The sequence below is a fragment of the Sphingobacterium endophyticum genome, from assembly GCF_009733535.1.
GTDB lineage: Bacteria > Bacteroidota > Bacteroidia > Sphingobacteriales > Sphingobacteriaceae > Sphingobacterium > Sphingobacterium endophyticum.
In genome coordinates, this window is the sequence record NZ_SMMI01000006.1 from 88,998 (window position 1) to 105,336 (window position 16,339).

The window sequence follows — 16,339 nt, forward strand, 5'->3', positions numbered from 1 at the left end:
ACAATTAAATATGAATATAGATAACATCAAAACTGAAATACCTCACAACAAAAGGAAGAGCGTAACGGTACTTGGATTGGGTAATATGGGAGCCGCGATAGCCTATACATTTATCAATCAAGGTTATGATACGGTTGTGTGGAACCGTAATGCGGAAAAATGTAAACCACTAGTTCAAGCAGGTGCAGCGGGTATAGAAATACTTAGTGAGGCAGTTGTTGCCAGTAATCAGATTGTGATCTGCTTGTTAAACAATACGGCTGTGGATGAAGTACTCAAACAGGTAGCTGGTGCGGTTGCCGGAAAAGTATTCATCAATTTAACGAGCGGCACACCTGCTCAGGCTCGTGATTTTGCTGAGTGGGCTGAAAAACAGAACGCTTCCTATATCGATGGCAAAATATTGGCTGACCCAATAGACATCGGAACCGCCAAAGCACAGTTATTATTCAGTGGTAAGCCAACCGTTTTTGATGCGCAGTATCCGCTGTTGGAAAAGCTAGGTGCCATTACTTACTACGGAGAAGACGCAGGAGCCGCGGCTGTAGATTTTTTAGCGCAGGTAGCTATTGGCTATGAATTTTTAATAGGTTTTTTGCATACCCTTCAATTGGTGCATCAGGAAGGAGTGGATTTGGCCGCTTTTGCACATCGGGTTGCGGGCACGCTACAGGGCTATGGCCCGCTGCTGTCCCTAATGGTCAATGAAATTAAGTTGGGTACATACCAGCCCGACTTGGGGCCGCTTCAGGTTCAAGCCGCGATGTTTGATGACCTCATCAATCATCGAAAATCAAAAAATGTGGAAACTCTGCGCATGCAAGAAATCAAAAACCTCATGGACCGTAGAATAGCTGATGGGCATGGAGCGCAGGGATTTTCGAGTTTATTCGAACTACTAGGGAAACAATAGCAACTACCAGCATTGACCACAATATTTAAAGGGGATACAAACAAGATATAACTAGAATAAAAAAGGAAAATAATGAAACAGAAAATTTTTAATACGCACAATGATTATACAGGTCTGATCATTCGACTGACAATCGGTATCGTTATGTTTCCACACGGAGCGCGGGCTATGTTGGGCTGGTTTGGTGGCTTTGGGTTTACCCAAACTTTGGAGGGGCTGCAACAGATGGGACACCCATGGCTGGTGGGGCTATTAGTTATATTAATAGAGTTCTTTGCACCCATTTTTATAATAATGGGCTTTGCCTCCCGTTTTTGGGCAATTGCATTGGGTGGACTTTTTATCGGAATAATTTTATTTGGCGGACATCTCGAGCATGGCTTTTTCATGAACTGGTTTGGCGATAAGGAAGGTGAAGGATTCGAATATCATTTGCTGATGCTCGGCTTATGTCTGGCACTGTTCATTCAGGGAAGTGGAAAATATTCACTGGACAATTTGATATCCAAAAAACTCACAGCTTAAATTTAAACAACGATGATCCCGATTCATGAACTTTTGTGGTTTGCTTTGGCTGCCTTCCTGATGGTTATCAGCCCGGGGCCGAATATGATTTATCTTATTTCAAGAAGCATTACGCAGGGTAAAACAGCCGGGCTTGTTTCATTAGTTGGCGTTATCTGTGGTTTTTTATTTCATATCGTCCTGGCGGGATTTGGATTGACGGCTATATTACTGGCTGTTCCGTTTGCTTACGGAATACTGAAAATTTCGGGCGCTATTTACTTGTTGTATTTGGCGTATCAGGCCATTAAACCCAATGGCAAAACATTTTTTGAAGTGAATGAGCATATTGCCAAAGACAAGCCTCGAAAACTGTTCCTGATGGGCTTTTTTACCAACCTGTTGAATCCTAAAATGGCTGTATTTTACCTGTCTTTTTTTCCTCAATTTATCAAACCGGAATATGGCTCTATATTAGGTCAGAGTATGGCATTGGGTATTACACAGATTTCTATCAGCTTCACTATCAATTTTATTATTGTAATGACCGCTGCAAAAATGGCTTCTTTCCTTACAAGAAATCCACTTTGGGTAAGGACGCAAAAATGGTTTATGGCCAGTGTACTGACTTTTTTAGCCATAAAAATGGTGCTTTCAAAAGCTAAATAATGACAAACAAAAAATAAATATGGAAAACAGAATAGACATACAGCAGCTTGAGCCGGATGCATTCAAGGCAATGTTCGCTCTGGAAAATTACCTACACAATTCAGGACTTTCTAAAGCGCATTTCTATCTGATTAAAATTCGTGCTTCGCAAATCAACGGTTGCGCTTTTTGTATCAACATGCACACTACGGATGCATTAAAGCAGGGTGAAACCGCACAGCGAATTTTCCTGCTCAACGCCTGGAAAGAAACCGGATTATTTACCGAGGAAGAGAAAACAATTTTAGCCATAACCGAGGAAGTAACCTTAATCAGCCAAAACGGGTTAAGCGATGAAACGTACAGACAGGCCGAACAACTTTTTGATGGAAATCAAATTGCACAGATCATAATGGCGGTTGTTACGATAAATGCATGGAACAGGATTGTAATCAGCACCAAGAAAACGGTAGTATAAAAAGAATAATGAACTAAAAAAGATACTCAATTATGCAAACAATTCCTAAACCATTCAAAATCCTGGTATCTGTCCTTGTAGTTTCCAATGTCGTGTTGATGATTTGTATTGTCTACCTACATTTAAATAACAGGCCAAACTTTAATGCAGAAAGAATAAATATCAATGATGCTTCGGGAAAAAATCGTGTCGTTATTGCAAACACAGAACACATTCCCGAGCCCATTATTGATGGAAAAACGTATAAAAGAGCTTACGCCCCAGCAGGTCTTATATTCTATGACAAGAACGGCGACGAAAGAGGCGGTCTTGCTATTACCGATAATGAGCAGACTAACTTAAATGCCCTATCATTCGATTACCAGAATGCAGATGCCATTGGAATTCTCGCACAGGATAATAAAAGCGACAATTATTTCAGGGCTGGGCTGGTGATAAATGACAAAGACCTGTCGGGGAAACCCGGACATAATATCAACCGTATCAACCTGATAACGGAAAACGGGAATGCGGCTTTGGTAATGAAGGATCACAATGAAATACCGAGAATTATTCTAAAGGTTGATAGTGTGGGTAACCCGTCCATCGAAATGTTTGACAAAGATGGTAAGCTGAACTGGAAACAATAAACTCAAGTCTTATGAAATAGACATTAAAAACCATCATCCTTATCATCCCCATTCTTATGGCGGTGAATACTTTTGGTCAACATCAAAATCGATTAAAAATGGAACAGAATAACAGAGAAGAACGTACTGTTACGGAACATGTCGCCGTCATCGATAAAATCAGCATTCCCAAAAAAGCTATCGCGGAGTATTCCCAAAAATCGCTTTTCATCAGAAATACACTTCGGCAGCAGCCCGGCTTTGTAAAATATGAAATCTTTCAACAGACAGGCGATAGTGGAGACCTTCGGGTCATTACGGTTGCCACTTGGGCAGACCGACAGCGGATGGACGATGCCAGAGTGGTCATACGGGAGGCAATGCAAAAAGCAGGGATTAAAATGCCCGCCTTTTTAGAACAACATGGTATTACGATGGAAAGGGGTATCTATCAGATGGTCGAGGAGTGAGTCTTATAGATTTATACCAGACTTGATAATTATCTTCAAGAAAGTATAAAACAGTGATGTCTTAATGTCTATAAGAGAACTTGACCGGATTCCGCAAGAAACGGATTTCAATAGATGCATGGTATCGTTAATTTTAAAAGAAACAGCAAAGCTGAGTAATGAAATCATAAAAGGTATTCTAACATGCACATTAAAAGTTATCCTTCCATTCTGTACTTCGGCACTCCGGTAGTACTTATCAGTACCAAAAACCCTAATGGTACAGATAATCTTGCACCGATATCTTCGATTTTCTGGTTGGGGTGGCGTTGTATCATTGGTCTTGGGGCTTCCTCCCAAACTGCCAAAAACCTTTTGGTAACCAAAGAGATCGTATTAAACCTGCCTTCGGTAAACGAGGCAAAGGCAGTGAACCTACTGGCCAGAACCACGGGTTCTAATCCAGTGCCCCAATCTAAAATGTTAAAGGGGTATCGTTTCGAAGAAAATAAATTTGAAATAGCAGGATTGACGGGAACCCCTTCCGAAACCATCAATGCCTGCCGGGTGAACGAATGCCCTGTACAAATGGAAGCTGTTGTCATGGCCATTCATAAATTGGCAGAGGATGAACCATTAGAGCAGGGCAAGATCATCACATTTGAACTAAAGATAAACAGGGTATATCTCGATCAATCAATTATTATGGATAATTATACAAACCGGGTTGATCCCGATAAGTGGAAACCTCTCATTATGAGTTTCCAGGAGTTTTATACACTTGGCGATAAAGCACATGAATCGACGCTCGCAGAAATTCCTGAAATTTTATACAATACCAACGATAGAAAATCAGCACAGGAGGAAGTTTAGTGAAAACAAAAATAATGACTAAGAAATGATAACAAAGGACGAAATTTTAAATCTCGAGAACACACTTTACGGAGCCATCCAAAATAGGGATACGGAAGTGCTCGACAACCTATTGCATACTGATCTGCTTTTTATAATTCCCGGCGGTCAGACGATAACCAAAGAAATGGATTTGCAAACGTATCGTGAGGGAAACTTAAAAGTAAACGAAATCACTCCCAAAGTAGAAGAACTGCATATCATAGCGGATCTGGCAGTTATTACTTTGCAGATGGAGTTAAAAGGGAATTATAATAACGAGCCTTTTGAAGCTAAATATAAATATATCCGTTTTTGGAAAAAGTTTCCCGAAGGCATAAAAGTAGTTGGCGGAAGCGGAATGGCTATTTAATCAAAAGCCTGTATAAGACACAGGAAATCGGCAAAACAGTAAAGATTTACAAAACAGGACGATGCGATTATGCTTCTATTTGCATTGTATATAAATAAGATGAAAGAAAAGTTCCTCATAACCTTGATAATTACCTCAATCAGCTGGCAGTTTTGTACAGCCCAAATTAATTCCATCAATGAATACAACCGTATTAAATTAAATGGTGCCAGGCACAGCGTATTTATTAAAGGGGAAAATGCCCTGAACCCTGTTTTGCTCATATTGCACGGTGGCCCTGGGTTTTCTGATTTTTATTTTTGGCAAACACACAATAAGGAACTGGAACAGCACTTCACGGTGGTTACCTACGACCAAAGGGGAACGGGTTTATCCTACAACGATACCCTGCCTCCCGGAAGCATCACTATTGAACAGCTGGAAGATGATGCGCTAAGTTTAATACATATTCTTAAAGAGCGTTTTAAGAAAGAGAAAATATATTTGGTTGGTTATTCTTTTGGTTCTATTATGGGTATGCATCTGATTCAAAAGTATCCATCGCTATTTCAGGCTTATATTGGCGTGGGACAGGTTACCAGTATGTATTTGAATGAAAAGGTTTCGCTCGATTATTCAATTCAACAGGCCAGGTTAAAAAAAGACAGCGTAGCAATGGCTCAATTGCAAAAACTCCGTAAGCATTACCCGTCCCGCTCAAAAAATGAAATATCATACCTGTATTTATCAAGAAAATGGCTCCGGCACTTTCATGGTGATTTTTGTGAAGGTACCAATGTTGGCCAGCTCTATAAAAATATGGATTCCTTTGCCAGGCAATATTACAAAGATAGCCTGATAGCTAAGGGACAAGCCTTCACAATGAATGCCATGTGGGATGAAGTAATGCAGGTAGATTTATTTAAAACGGTTCGGGAAGTAAAAGTCCCCGTTTACTTTATCGCAGGGCGGTGTGACTATAATACCCCCTCCACACTTGCTTATAAATTTTTCAGGAAACTAAAAGCGCCTCAAAAACAATTCATCTGGTTTGAAAACTCAGGGCATTATGCAGCTTTTGTAGAACCGGAAAAATTTAATAGGATTATGGTGCAGGAAGTTCTGGCCGATAAAGGAACATAAAGCCTGAAATTTGCTAATATCAAAAATAGAATAAAAAGATGGAGAAACATTATAATAAGTTATTGACCTATGCCTACAATATTGTCGGTTCTTATGAAGATGCGAAAGATCTGGTACAGGATATACTGGAAAAATACATTACATTGGATAAATCGAGCATCCGCCACGAATCCAACTTTCTGATTAAAACCACGATTAATCATGCTATAAATTTTAAAACCCGCCAAAGCAAAAAAGAAGTTTTCGGCGAATGGCTCCCCGAACCTGTTTCATTTGATAATGCCGATGCAAAACTTATTAGGGACGAAACGGCAAGCTATACCATGCTCGTGCTGTTCGAGTACCTGAACCCAAAAGAAAGAGCGGCTTTCATATTGAAAGAGGGCTTCAATTATTCACATGCTGAGATAGCCGAACTGCTTGAAATAAGCACCGAAAATTCACGCCAGCTATTGAGCAGGGCCAACAAACAATTGAAAGACAGTAAATACTCAAGTTATAGCCCACATTTGGGTCACTCATTTGAGACTGTAGGCAGGTATCAGAAAGCGTTGGCTCAGGCTGACATCGTGGAATTGCAGAACTTATTGGTAGACGACATAAAACTCAGTGCTGACGGAGGTACGAAGGTGCAGGTAGTGAGCGGTTCGGAAATAGGGAAAACAGCTACGGCCACTTTATTGGTTTATGTACAGCAGCATTTTCTTATGGGAAAAACATTTACCTTTCAATTTTTCAATCATCAACCTGCTGTCTGCTTTTGGGAGCATGAAAAGCTCCATAACTGTCATATACTCCAATTAAGTGAAGATGGATTGATCCAGGAAATATATTCCATTGTAGACCCGGATAAGCTAAAAAATATTACCAAGCTGTCACATATTTAGTACTCAAATGGTCTTCCATAGAAAGAGTAAAAAAGATGAAGACATTATTGAGAATTGACAGTAGCTTACGTTTAAAAAACTCCTATTCCCGCAATGCGGGAGACAATTTTGTACGGGCATGGAAAGAACTGAATCCGGAAGGGAGCATCAGTATACGGGAAGTAGGCACCTCCCACATTCCTCATCTTGAGCAGGAAGTACTTGAGAAATTTTATACTGCCGGGGATACTTCAGACCGCCTAAAATTGTCTGACCAGTTGATAGCAGAACTATTCGGGTGTGATGAAATCCTTATCACAGTGCCTATGTATAATTTTGGCATACCCTCTTCGCTGAAAGCGTATTTCGACCTTGTGCTGCGGACAGGTAAAACTTTCAGATACGACGAGGACAAAGCAATCGGATTGCTTCAGAATAAAAAAGCATACGTTCTCTCCGCTATGGGGGAACTGGATTCAGCTTTGCCCAATCTAGTGGAAATGCACCTGCAGCAGATATTGAACTTTATTGGCATTAGTGAAATTTACTATTATTCATTGGACGGTACGGATGATAAAGAATCTGTCAAACAACAACTAAACCATCAAAAAGAATTATTTACGAACATCTTAAACAAATAAAAATGGAACAGGCAGAAAAAGCAATCGAAGCATTTGTAAAAGCTGGCGACAATCGTGATGTAGCAGCATTGGAAAGTATCTTACATCCCGGCTTTCAGAATATACAGGACGGGTTTTTCGATGAGAAGGGGATTTTTGTATTCTCGAAATCTGACTATATCGAACTCATCCGTACCAAGCGATTCGGAGGAAGCCCAAGGAGCTTGGTGATAAACAACATAAAGCAATCAGACCATATGGCTATTGCACACACGACGTTGGAAAGTGAGTTTCTTATCTTTCATTCATTGATAATATGTATTCGGGATAATGAGCATTGGAAAATAATAAATAACACACCCACAATCCATGTGAAGTAGTTTTCAATGATGGCTGAATAAAATTCAGCCATCTTAAATCATCTTGAAGAATAATTTTTTTAATGCCTTATTTCTGCATTCTAAACAATTATTCTCCAACCAATAGGGAACCGTCTAAAATTATGCTAATGGGTTAACAAATACTAACGTAAGAGCGGATCGGCACGCTCCGGTCGGAACTCAATAGGAGAATAAATGCGAGTAAATGGATAAATTTTACAATGATAAGTTACACAAACTGGAAACAGTCATCAATGACTTCGAGATTGAAGCAGATTGTTCCATACAACGGATAGAAACCGTTATACACCATATTCTTGAATGCCTGTCCGAAATGAAAGGGTATGTCCTGAAAAGAGGGTTTAAGAATACTGATGAAGAAATCCGCTTTTTCAAATATCAGAAACCTGCCATTGTAGCTAAACTCATCTACTACAATGCCATTTACAAAATCGAGACAAAAAAGCCGTATGGCGCAAAACCTATAAGGAAATACCTCAACAAAGAACTGAAAAAGCTAAAAAGATTCTTTGACAATAATCTCGATTTTTATAAGTATTACCGGAGCAATAATTCGTTCCTTGACGAAAAAATGTTTTTACGGGGCAAGCATGATATAAAGCTGTGATTGGACACTTATTATTTCCAGTCTGACCAAACCTTTTCCACCTCACATGATTATAAAGTCGCCAAGATAATGGCCAATGATTTGATACAGGTTTACATCGAAGACCAGTTATATAACAAATTCCAAAAAGACAAATCGAAAGCCCAAAAGAAGCTGAAATGGACAGGTAGCAAAGTGGCATTGATAGAACTGATTTATGCCCTGCACTATCAAGGCGTGTTTGACAACGGGAACAATGACATAAGGGAAGTAGCCCAATATTTTGAAAGTACCTTTGGTATTGATTTAGGCAACTTTTATCAGACTTATTTGGAGTTGAGAAACCGGAAGATGAACCGTACAAAATTCCTTGATGCGCTTCGGGAGGAACTTATACGAAGAATGGACGAGCAGGACGAAAAGTAAAGTTCAATTTAATAGGTTCTAAAATAGTTATGCGACCGACTTCGGAGGGTGTTAATATCACCTGCAAGGGCAAGTAGTTTTGAGGCACAGAATGAGTTTCGAGTGCCTCAAAACACAACTTGCTCTGTTCAGGTGAACATTTTTTGAGGTGCAGTATATATTTCGAGCACCTCAAAACATAACTTGCTCTGTTTAGGCGAACAGAAAGTTTCTGAGTTTTTAAGACGGCCATCAGCCGAGCCTGCTTGCGTTCAAGCCATACGACTGCCTTGATAGATAGAGGGCAATATTGCAGGAGGGCATGACGGCTTTCAATATATCAGTCTGACCTAATTAACTTCTTTTGATTTATTCGGTAATGAGAGGAGGTGCTGTTTTGTTTCTCTATCACTACCATTTATTCGTTCAAAGGTCGGAGTATGCTATGTTTCGTTTCATGGGCTAAAAAGGTCAGTGTTTAGCTGAAACAAGGTTTTGACTGAAAAATACTATCCGCAGGTTGGAGATTTTTTAGCAAACCGAAGGCTCGACCTTGTAAAGCGTAAAGGACACTGATTTACCTTTGCCCTTGAAAATGGAACGAATAGCATACCGACTTGTGATAAAATTCATTAAATAGCTGATAAACAATAGTATTACAAAAGAAAAATTAAAAACGGGTTCGATCTCCCCTAAATTTAGGTGATTTTATGAGACACAACATCGAACCCCGAAGATGATTTTCAAGTCAACGTATATCTATCAGAATATCAGTAAATTATAAGGAAATAAAAAAGGGACAAGTTCGCTATTTTTGAACTTGTCCCAAGTGGTGACCCCGCTGAGGCTCGAACTCAGGACCCACAGATTAAGAGTCTGTTGCTCTACCAACTGAGCTACGAAGTCTTTTGTTGAGTCAAAGGTACAAGACATCACAAAAAAATCAAATAATTAATTTGATTATTTCATTTACCTGATAATTCGAAAAAAATCTACAATAATTAAAATCGCTTAATTATTCATTCATTAAGCCTAATAATTAATATACATTTATAACACATACTATTAATATCCATACCCCACAATTATTAACATGAACATTTTTCACAAAATATTGAATAAAATAGACTGGAAAATCAATGTTTCAAGATCCCAAAAGGAGCTCAAAAACAACAAACTCCTTGTCCTAAACTATAAGGATAGCCTAGATTATTTAATAGATTCAAAATGTTCACTATCAAGATTTGGGGATGGAGAGTTTACACTAATGTTGAACGGAGAATTCCTTTCTCCAAGGAACAACTCACTAAAATTCCAGCAAGCAGATCCGCATTTAAAAAATAGATTAAAAAACATACTAAAGGATAGATCTGTCGATCAGTATAATTTAAAAATTGCTATTCCAAGAACCTTAGTTGAAATTGACCGTAATAATCTTGTAGATACTTCAATTGGATTTTGGCAGAACTATCTACATGAATTATTCTATAAAGTTTATAAGCTCTTGAGAAAGGATTATACCTATCTAAGCTCTCAAATTAGTAGGTTTTATTTAGATGACAGGAATAAAAATCAGGCGGTTATCGAGAACAATGTAAATAAGTGGAAACAGCTTTGGAAAGATCAAGACCTACTTATTATCGAAAGTGTAGGCAGCAATTTAGGAAAGGACAGCAGACTTTATGAACATGCCTCGTGCATTCAAAGAATTGAATGTCCAAATTACAATACCTTCCAATATTATAATGAGATTCTTGATGCAGCAAGAAAATTCGGTAAAGATAAACTTATCCTCATTTCATTGGGTCCTACCGCAGCTGTATTGGCCTATGATTTAGCAAAGGATGGTTTCCGAGCAATTGACACTGGATACTTAGAACTGGAATATCATTTCTTCCTAACAAAAGCTACAGCTGAAACAACAATCAATGGAATAAAAATCGGTGAGGTCGAAACGATCCAAAACGACCCTTTTCCAAGATCGGAAAATTATATAGAGAATAAGGAAGTAATCTTTAGGATATTAGAAAAATAGAAGTAGGCCAACTAAAATTTCGACCTATTCTCATAAGCCCATTTTACTTCCTCCTCCGGGGTAATATCCGTAATCTTTTTCAACCTACTATACGTAGCCCCTGGAAAATCATAAGGTTTGCTATAATCGTAATATGGCCCAACTACTCCTATCATCCAACCTTTTTCAGAGGCCCAATGAGGTGAATCTGTCCTGAATTTAAAAACCTCGTAATAGACAAAATTTTGCTTCCCATCACTATCAAAAGATACTTGTTTCACGTGTTCGATTTCATCAGGAATTGCATCTAACTCAGAAGGAAATCTTAACCACCAGCATAAGTTCGCTTCAGCAGCTTTCTGAAAACTTAGATATTCAGATGGGAAAAGTTCCAAAATCCCATATTTAGCCAAAAGTCTGTAAGCGTTTACTCTTGTCCACTTATCTTCTACAAACGGATAGATTTCTTCTCTGCTGATATTTTGGCCATTTTCTAGTTTATTATAAAGGTCCCTCGTCTCATAAAATTGTGCTCTATCCATCATCTTTTTTCTCCTTTTAACAACACTAATGTGGTATAAACTTGAAATAAAAATCAAAATGGAAACAGAACCTAGGATAATTAATATGGCTTTCCTCATATAATGATTAATTGGTTGAACTCGTTTGGCTAAAATTAAAAATTTTATCGAACTATTCAGACAAAAGAATAATCGGGCACTGAGCCGGTACCCTTGATCCACGCCCTGATCTTGTCAATGGGTTGCAAAAGGCCTTTATCCTAACATCGCCCTTCGAGGAGCTCAGGGACCGATGTGAGGATATGGCCCTCAACTTTAAAACTATTTACTTTCTACTTATTCAATATCAAAGGTATTTACTAAATAATAGGCACCTTGACGTGTCATTTCACTCTCATCATAATGGTTTCCCAAAGGCACCATACAGGGAATCTTTCGAGATATCACCACTTCAAGCACTTCATCCACACCTTGCTTACTTGGCGCTTCCACAACAAGATCTGGCCTTTCCGCATCTAACGTCGACTGCATGGCCGGCAATAGACTTCTTTGAAACCTCAGCATTCGACACAAGGTGGATATCCGAAAACTGAACAACCTTAAACTTTCCCAATTTAATGGAAAGGCGCTATGCTTTCAAACCTATAGTTCCCGCAATGAATGTTATATAAGAAGGAATAAATTTCAAATTGGCAACTTCATGATTTTTGATTCTTTATTGAACAACTTCGATCTCCTTCTGTGCGGCATGATTTCGGCCAAACATATCCACTGCTTCAACCTCAACAATGTGTTTGCCTGGCTTCAATTTAGGTAATTTCAACTTCCAAAGATGGGCCGATTTTACAGGATCGCTCGGCTTTCTTCCAGCAACCAAAGTAGTTGCACCCTCATATGCCAATAATCCCTTCATATATTCAGGATCCTCACCCTCAACTTTTTCCATCATTGTCCAATCCGCTTGTCCAATCCTATATCGTACCTGATCGTTTGCAGAACCTAGGAAAAAGTTTGCATATAGATTATACCGTCCCGTGTATTTCTCTTTAACCACTGAAGGGCCAAACAAATTAATCGTATAATTTTCATCCTTACCGACAACTTTATAATCAAACTTATACTGATTTCCGTCGATCATAAGCGTTGCATATCCTTTGGGTGTACCATCTCGCATCGTTGAGGTCGGAATACCTTTCTCATTCGGCAATCCTGAATACCAGTCTCCCGATGTGGTTCCTACATTGTATTCATGAAAAGGTTTGGCTCCATTCCATCCATGTTCAGGTCCATAAATATTTTGTTGCTGATAATGCGTGTGTGCCGAAAGCCCCAGTAAATTTGGATACTCGCCAAGGATATCAAACAATTGCTGACGATCATCGTTCCGGAATGATTTGCTATTTTCTGGATTTAATGGAATGTGAAAAGCCAATACAATCAGTTTTTCCTTAGGAACAAACTTTAAATCATTCGCTACAAACTCAACCTGATCCTTTCTGAATCCACCTTGGTATCCCTTGCCTGTTTCAGGATGCGGATAGATAATGTTATCCAAGATTATAAAATGTGCATCCCCCACATTGAATGAGTAATTTGCCGGACCAAAAACTTTCTCAAACCCTTCATCAGCAAGAGAATCTTGGGTAACATCGTAATTCATGTCATGATTACCCATAACATTATACCATGGCAATCCCATCTGAGCGATCGTTTGTTTATAACTTGGGTGCAAGGATAGATCATCTCCCACCAAATCCCCCAAACTAATTCCAAAGAGAGGTCCAGCTTTGGTTTTTGCCTCTGCTACGACGCCATTTTTGAAAAATTCCATCTCCTCTGGCGTGTAGGCCTGCGGATCACCAAATACAAATGCAGAAAAGGATTTAGGCTCTTCCTTAACTTTCAATGCAAAATCAATCTGTTTAGGCAATGGTCCTGTTGCGGCCACACCCGGATATTTCAACGCCGGAGCACCATGAGGTTTATGAATATAATAGAATTTTGGATGATTATCGGTGTCCAATACCAACTCATAGCCAGATGGCTTGATCACAAAAATTATATTATCATTTTGAACAGGAAGTTCATACCGACCATTCTTATCGGTTTGGACAACCTGTCTTCCGTTACTAACACTTACTCCAGCAAGACCAATTTCCTTGCTATCCTGTTTGCCGTTTGAATTTGCATCGATGTAAACCGTTCCTATTGCAAGCTCCTGACCAATGGCAGTTCCTGTAAACAAACAAGCAAGCAAAGACCAATATAATTTTTTCATGTTTATGGGGTTGTTTGTGCCAAACATAGGTGTTGAGGTTTAATATAGGATTAAGGGAATGTTAAGTTAAGAATTTATGACCTGGAGTTCTAAACATTTAGATTCTCAACCTATACTTAAAATGAGTTATCTCTCATTAATTAACATTTACAACAATTGACATTATTTCGTCCCAATAGGATCTATTGAAATTTTTTACAGCATCGCTTCAATAAAGAAGTAAGGGGGCTATCTCCTTCATCTTTTGGCATTCTTTGCATTCCATTTGCTCGTACACGATGCTCAGGGGTCTATTTCAGGATAATTAATGTGTTTAAACTTTCTCCTTCAAACCCATTGGTGAGTCAGTCATTTCGATGCCTTTTCTATTTCTCCGAATTACAACCGGGCCAAAATCCTACCCTCTTTCAATAAGTTCTTGTTAATACATTCCTAAATAACTGTACGAAGATCTATTGAACACCAGCATTTTATCTACATAACAGCGTATTGTCCATTATTTTTCCATCTTTCATGTTTACTTCGAGTCCTGTTCTGCATGCATCCACATCTTGTTATGACCCTATCCACTGCTCGTCCGAAAAAGGGACGGCTAGGGCACAAAGAAATCTAGATTGAAACAAAAGAAGGTGACCGTACGGTCACCTTCCCCCTAACTAACAAAAAACCTAAAACTTATTGAATGGCACCTTGATCTGCGACCAAAGGCCAGCCTGGGTTCTGATATAATGATGAATTCTGTGCTGTTCCATCAGGTGAGGTAATCGAAAAATGGTTGAAGGCAATCGGACTCAAGTAGTGTGCTTCGGTCCATCTGTAACCATTCAACACCAAATTATTACCGCTTAGGTTGATGCGGTATGGTCTCAAATATGGACTCTCCGATTTTGCAGATACATTCGCTGTTGCTCCAGAAGTATTGGGTTGGATCAATAGGGTCTTACCCTCACGAACAAACCATTTTTCCATAGGTCCCCACACTTTAATACCTTCAAGGATTAAAGGATTCGTTTTTAACTGATCTAAAGATCTCCAACGCTTCAAGTCAGCATAACGGAAACCCTCGGCCATAAATTCAAGCCTTCTTTCCCTACGGATGTTGTAAAGGATTTTATCCGTTAAGACTTCACCGGCACTATACGCTCCCAAGTCACGTTTGGCTTCTTCGGTCATGTTGGTGCTATTGATGGTAATATTGAAGTCTGGATTGACACCAGCACGCGTACGGATCCTTCTCCAATAATCAGCGGCTTTGCTGTTGATGGATTTGTTCTTCAGGTAGCTGGCCTCGATATAGTTCAAATAAGCTTCTGTCGCCCTGAAAATGATGGAACCCGTCGTTCCTGCTGAACCTTCAGACTGTGCTGCTAGATAGCTCATTCCCTTTTTCAAAGCGTATCCTGTAACATAACGAGTTTCAGCGAGTCCGGTGATATCGGGATATCCTTCGAGCATCGGTCTTCCGTTCGTATTATTACGATCTGTAAATCTAAGCTCTCCCGGGTTTTTCATGAATAATTGCAGGCGATTATCACGGCCAGCTTTTACCATTGAAACGGAGTCGTCACCCTTATACCCCGAACCTGGGGCATAAATAGGCAATCCATTTGCCATAGGGAAGGTTTCCACCAAGCCGCGTGAATAGCCTGAGTTACCGCCACCTCCATTCATATAGTTGCTCACGTTATGGTTTACACTTAATGATGCGTTATAGCTTCTCCATAACAGAACTTCACTGTATTTGTTCAAATCAAGATCTGCGAACATGGCAAAGTATGGATTTGCCGAAGAGTTATAGCCATTATCCATTCTGTTTTCAACAAGAGGAACGACATCGGCAACCTGTTCTGCAGCAGACATTGCCTGAGTTAAGAAGAAGTCGATTTCGCTGTCGATCTGCAAGGTAAAAGAAGGGTGAGATTTCTTTCCTGGCCAATTGGAAGTTCCCGGAACCAACGCTGTGTTCTTATGGTAGGTTAGCCAGGTTGCTTCATGTAAAGCGACACGCGATTTAAACAGTAAAGCTACATTTTTAGAAATACGGTTCTGTTGATTAGGAGACGGAGTTTTCAATAGCATGATTGCCGAGTCAAGGTCAGAAAGAATGAATCTCGCCACTTGATTTCTAGGTTGTCTGACCGAAGCTTCGACTAATTGGCCTAATTCATCCTTTAGGGTTGTTTTCACTATCGGAAAGTCCCCTAGCGTCTGAACCTTATTAAAATATTCATAGGCACGTAGGAAATAGGCTTCGCCGATATAATGTTCAATATTATTGGTTGCCCCTGAGATCTTATTTTCTTTCCATTTTGGAAGGACCTGCTCAAAGAAATAATTCATCTCACGGATTGCGGAAAAAGAATAATCACCACCAGAGGTAGGTACTTTCCATTCACCGGGAACCCAACGGGTTGCATAAGAACTCGTCAACTGGTTGTCTGTGTGGTTATCATTTGCAAAGGTACCCAGTCCCCATCCCCCATGGGATGGAAAGGCATATCGAGAAAGTGTATAAGTTGCTAGATCAGGTTCTGTGTTTAGATAATCTCCTGGAGTAACATTGGATAAAGGCGCACGGTCCAAGTATTTGTTACAGCTGCTGCTAAGCAAACTGCCAACTGCCAGGCCCATGAATAATATATGTTTGAATGTTGTTTTCATA

At 39.5% G+C, this 16,339-nt stretch carries 17 protein-coding genes, 1 tRNA gene and 1 pseudogene; 14 read left to right on the plus strand and 5 right to left on the minus strand.

What is annotated here, in order from left to right:
• The first annotated feature begins 10 nt into the window (after positions 1 to 10).
• From E0Y80_RS09570 to E0Y80_RS09630, 13 genes and pseudogenes are all read left to right on the plus strand, one after another.
• Positions 11 to 913, plus strand: a complete 903-nt coding sequence (locus E0Y80_RS09570) for an NAD(P)-dependent oxidoreductase (RefSeq protein ID WP_156307452.1) — start codon at positions 11 to 13, stop codon at positions 911 to 913.
• 72 nt (positions 914 to 985) lie between these two features.
• Positions 986 to 1,438 (plus strand): DoxX family protein, encoded by a 453-nt coding sequence (locus E0Y80_RS09575; protein ID WP_156307453.1) that lies wholly within the window; start codon positions 986 to 988, stop codon positions 1,436 to 1,438.
• A gap of 12 nt (positions 1,439 to 1,450) precedes the next feature.
• On the plus strand, positions 1,451 to 2,086 hold the full coding sequence (locus E0Y80_RS09580; protein ID WP_156307454.1) for a LysE family translocator: 636 nt from the start codon (positions 1,451 to 1,453) through the stop codon (positions 2,084 to 2,086).
• Between the two features lie 19 nt (positions 2,087 to 2,105).
• Positions 2,106 to 2,543 (plus strand): carboxymuconolactone decarboxylase family protein, encoded by a 438-nt coding sequence (locus tag E0Y80_RS09585; RefSeq protein WP_156307455.1) that lies wholly within the window; start codon positions 2,106 to 2,108, stop codon positions 2,541 to 2,543.
• 32 nt (positions 2,544 to 2,575) lie between these two features.
• The gene (locus tag E0Y80_RS09590) at positions 2,576 to 3,172 is read left to right on the plus strand and encodes a hypothetical protein (protein ID WP_156307456.1); all 597 of its coding nucleotides are present in this window, start codon (positions 2,576 to 2,578) and stop codon (positions 3,170 to 3,172) included.
• 56 nt (positions 3,173 to 3,228) lie between these two features.
• Positions 3,229 to 3,621, plus strand: a complete 393-nt coding sequence (locus E0Y80_RS09595; protein WP_156307457.1) for an antibiotic biosynthesis monooxygenase — start codon at positions 3,229 to 3,231, stop codon at positions 3,619 to 3,621.
• A 183-nt stretch (positions 3,622 to 3,804) separates the two neighbouring features.
• Positions 3,805 to 4,473 carry a flavin reductase family protein gene (locus tag E0Y80_RS09600; RefSeq protein WP_093364784.1) on the plus strand — a complete coding sequence of 223 codons (669 nt, stop codon included), beginning with the start codon at positions 3,805 to 3,807 and terminating at the stop codon, positions 4,471 to 4,473.
• A gap of 25 nt (positions 4,474 to 4,498) precedes the next feature.
• The gene (locus tag E0Y80_RS09605; RefSeq protein ID WP_156307458.1) at positions 4,499 to 4,864 is read left to right on the plus strand and encodes a nuclear transport factor 2 family protein; all 366 of its coding nucleotides are present in this window, start codon (positions 4,499 to 4,501) and stop codon (positions 4,862 to 4,864) included.
• Positions 4,865 to 4,963: 99 nt separating this feature from the next.
• Positions 4,964 to 5,986: an alpha/beta fold hydrolase gene (locus E0Y80_RS09610; protein ID WP_197091543.1), complete on the plus strand. Its 1,023-nt coding sequence runs from the start codon at positions 4,964 to 4,966 to the stop codon at positions 5,984 to 5,986.
• A gap of 38 nt (positions 5,987 to 6,024) precedes the next feature.
• A complete protein-coding gene (locus E0Y80_RS09615; RefSeq protein ID WP_156307460.1) occupies positions 6,025 to 6,873 on the plus strand; it encodes a sigma-70 family RNA polymerase sigma factor in 849 nt (282 codons plus the stop codon).
• Positions 6,874 to 6,908: 35 nt separating this feature from the next.
• Positions 6,909 to 7,493, plus strand: coding sequence for an FMN-dependent NADH-azoreductase (locus E0Y80_RS09620; RefSeq protein ID WP_156307461.1), 585 nt, complete (start codon positions 6,909 to 6,911; stop codon positions 7,491 to 7,493).
• Between the two features lie 2 nt (positions 7,494 to 7,495).
• Positions 7,496 to 7,852: a nuclear transport factor 2 family protein gene (locus E0Y80_RS09625; protein ID WP_156307462.1), complete on the plus strand. Its 357-nt coding sequence runs from the start codon at positions 7,496 to 7,498 to the stop codon at positions 7,850 to 7,852.
• 334 nt (positions 7,853 to 8,186) lie between these two features.
• A pseudogene (locus E0Y80_RS09630) lies at positions 8,187 to 8,885 on the plus strand (RteC domain-containing protein).
• A gap of 809 nt (positions 8,886 to 9,694) precedes the next feature.
• Here the strand turns inward: E0Y80_RS09630 and E0Y80_RS09635 are convergent.
• Positions 9,695 to 9,770: transfer RNA gene (locus E0Y80_RS09635), tRNA-Lys, on the minus strand.
• 187 nt (positions 9,771 to 9,957) lie between these two features.
• Between E0Y80_RS09635 and E0Y80_RS09640 the strand changes: the two genes are divergently transcribed.
• On the plus strand, positions 9,958 to 10,899 hold the full coding sequence (locus tag E0Y80_RS09640; RefSeq protein WP_156307463.1) for a GT-D fold domain-containing glycosyltransferase: 942 nt from the start codon (positions 9,958 to 9,960) through the stop codon (positions 10,897 to 10,899).
• 11 nt (positions 10,900 to 10,910) lie between these two features.
• On the opposite strand, the gene E0Y80_RS09645 is transcribed toward E0Y80_RS09640, so the two are convergent.
• From E0Y80_RS09645 to E0Y80_RS09660, 4 genes are all read right to left on the minus strand, one after another.
• Positions 10,911 to 11,519, minus strand: a complete 609-nt coding sequence (locus E0Y80_RS09645) for a hypothetical protein (RefSeq protein WP_156307464.1) — start codon at positions 11,517 to 11,519, stop codon at positions 10,911 to 10,913.
• 216 nt (positions 11,520 to 11,735) lie between these two features.
• Positions 11,736 to 11,930: a metallophosphoesterase family protein gene (locus tag E0Y80_RS09650; RefSeq protein WP_156307465.1), complete on the minus strand. Its 195-nt coding sequence runs from the start codon at positions 11,928 to 11,930 to the stop codon at positions 11,736 to 11,738.
• Positions 11,931 to 12,114: 184 nt separating this feature from the next.
• Positions 12,115 to 13,677, minus strand: coding sequence for a calcineurin-like phosphoesterase C-terminal domain-containing protein (locus E0Y80_RS09655; RefSeq protein WP_156307466.1), 1,563 nt, complete (start codon positions 13,675 to 13,677; stop codon positions 12,115 to 12,117).
• Positions 13,678 to 14,352: 675 nt separating this feature from the next.
• Positions 14,353 to 16,338, minus strand: coding sequence for a RagB/SusD family nutrient uptake outer membrane protein (locus tag E0Y80_RS09660; RefSeq protein WP_156307467.1), 1,986 nt, complete (start codon positions 16,336 to 16,338; stop codon positions 14,353 to 14,355).
• Between the last annotated feature and the right edge of the window lies 1 nt (position 16,339).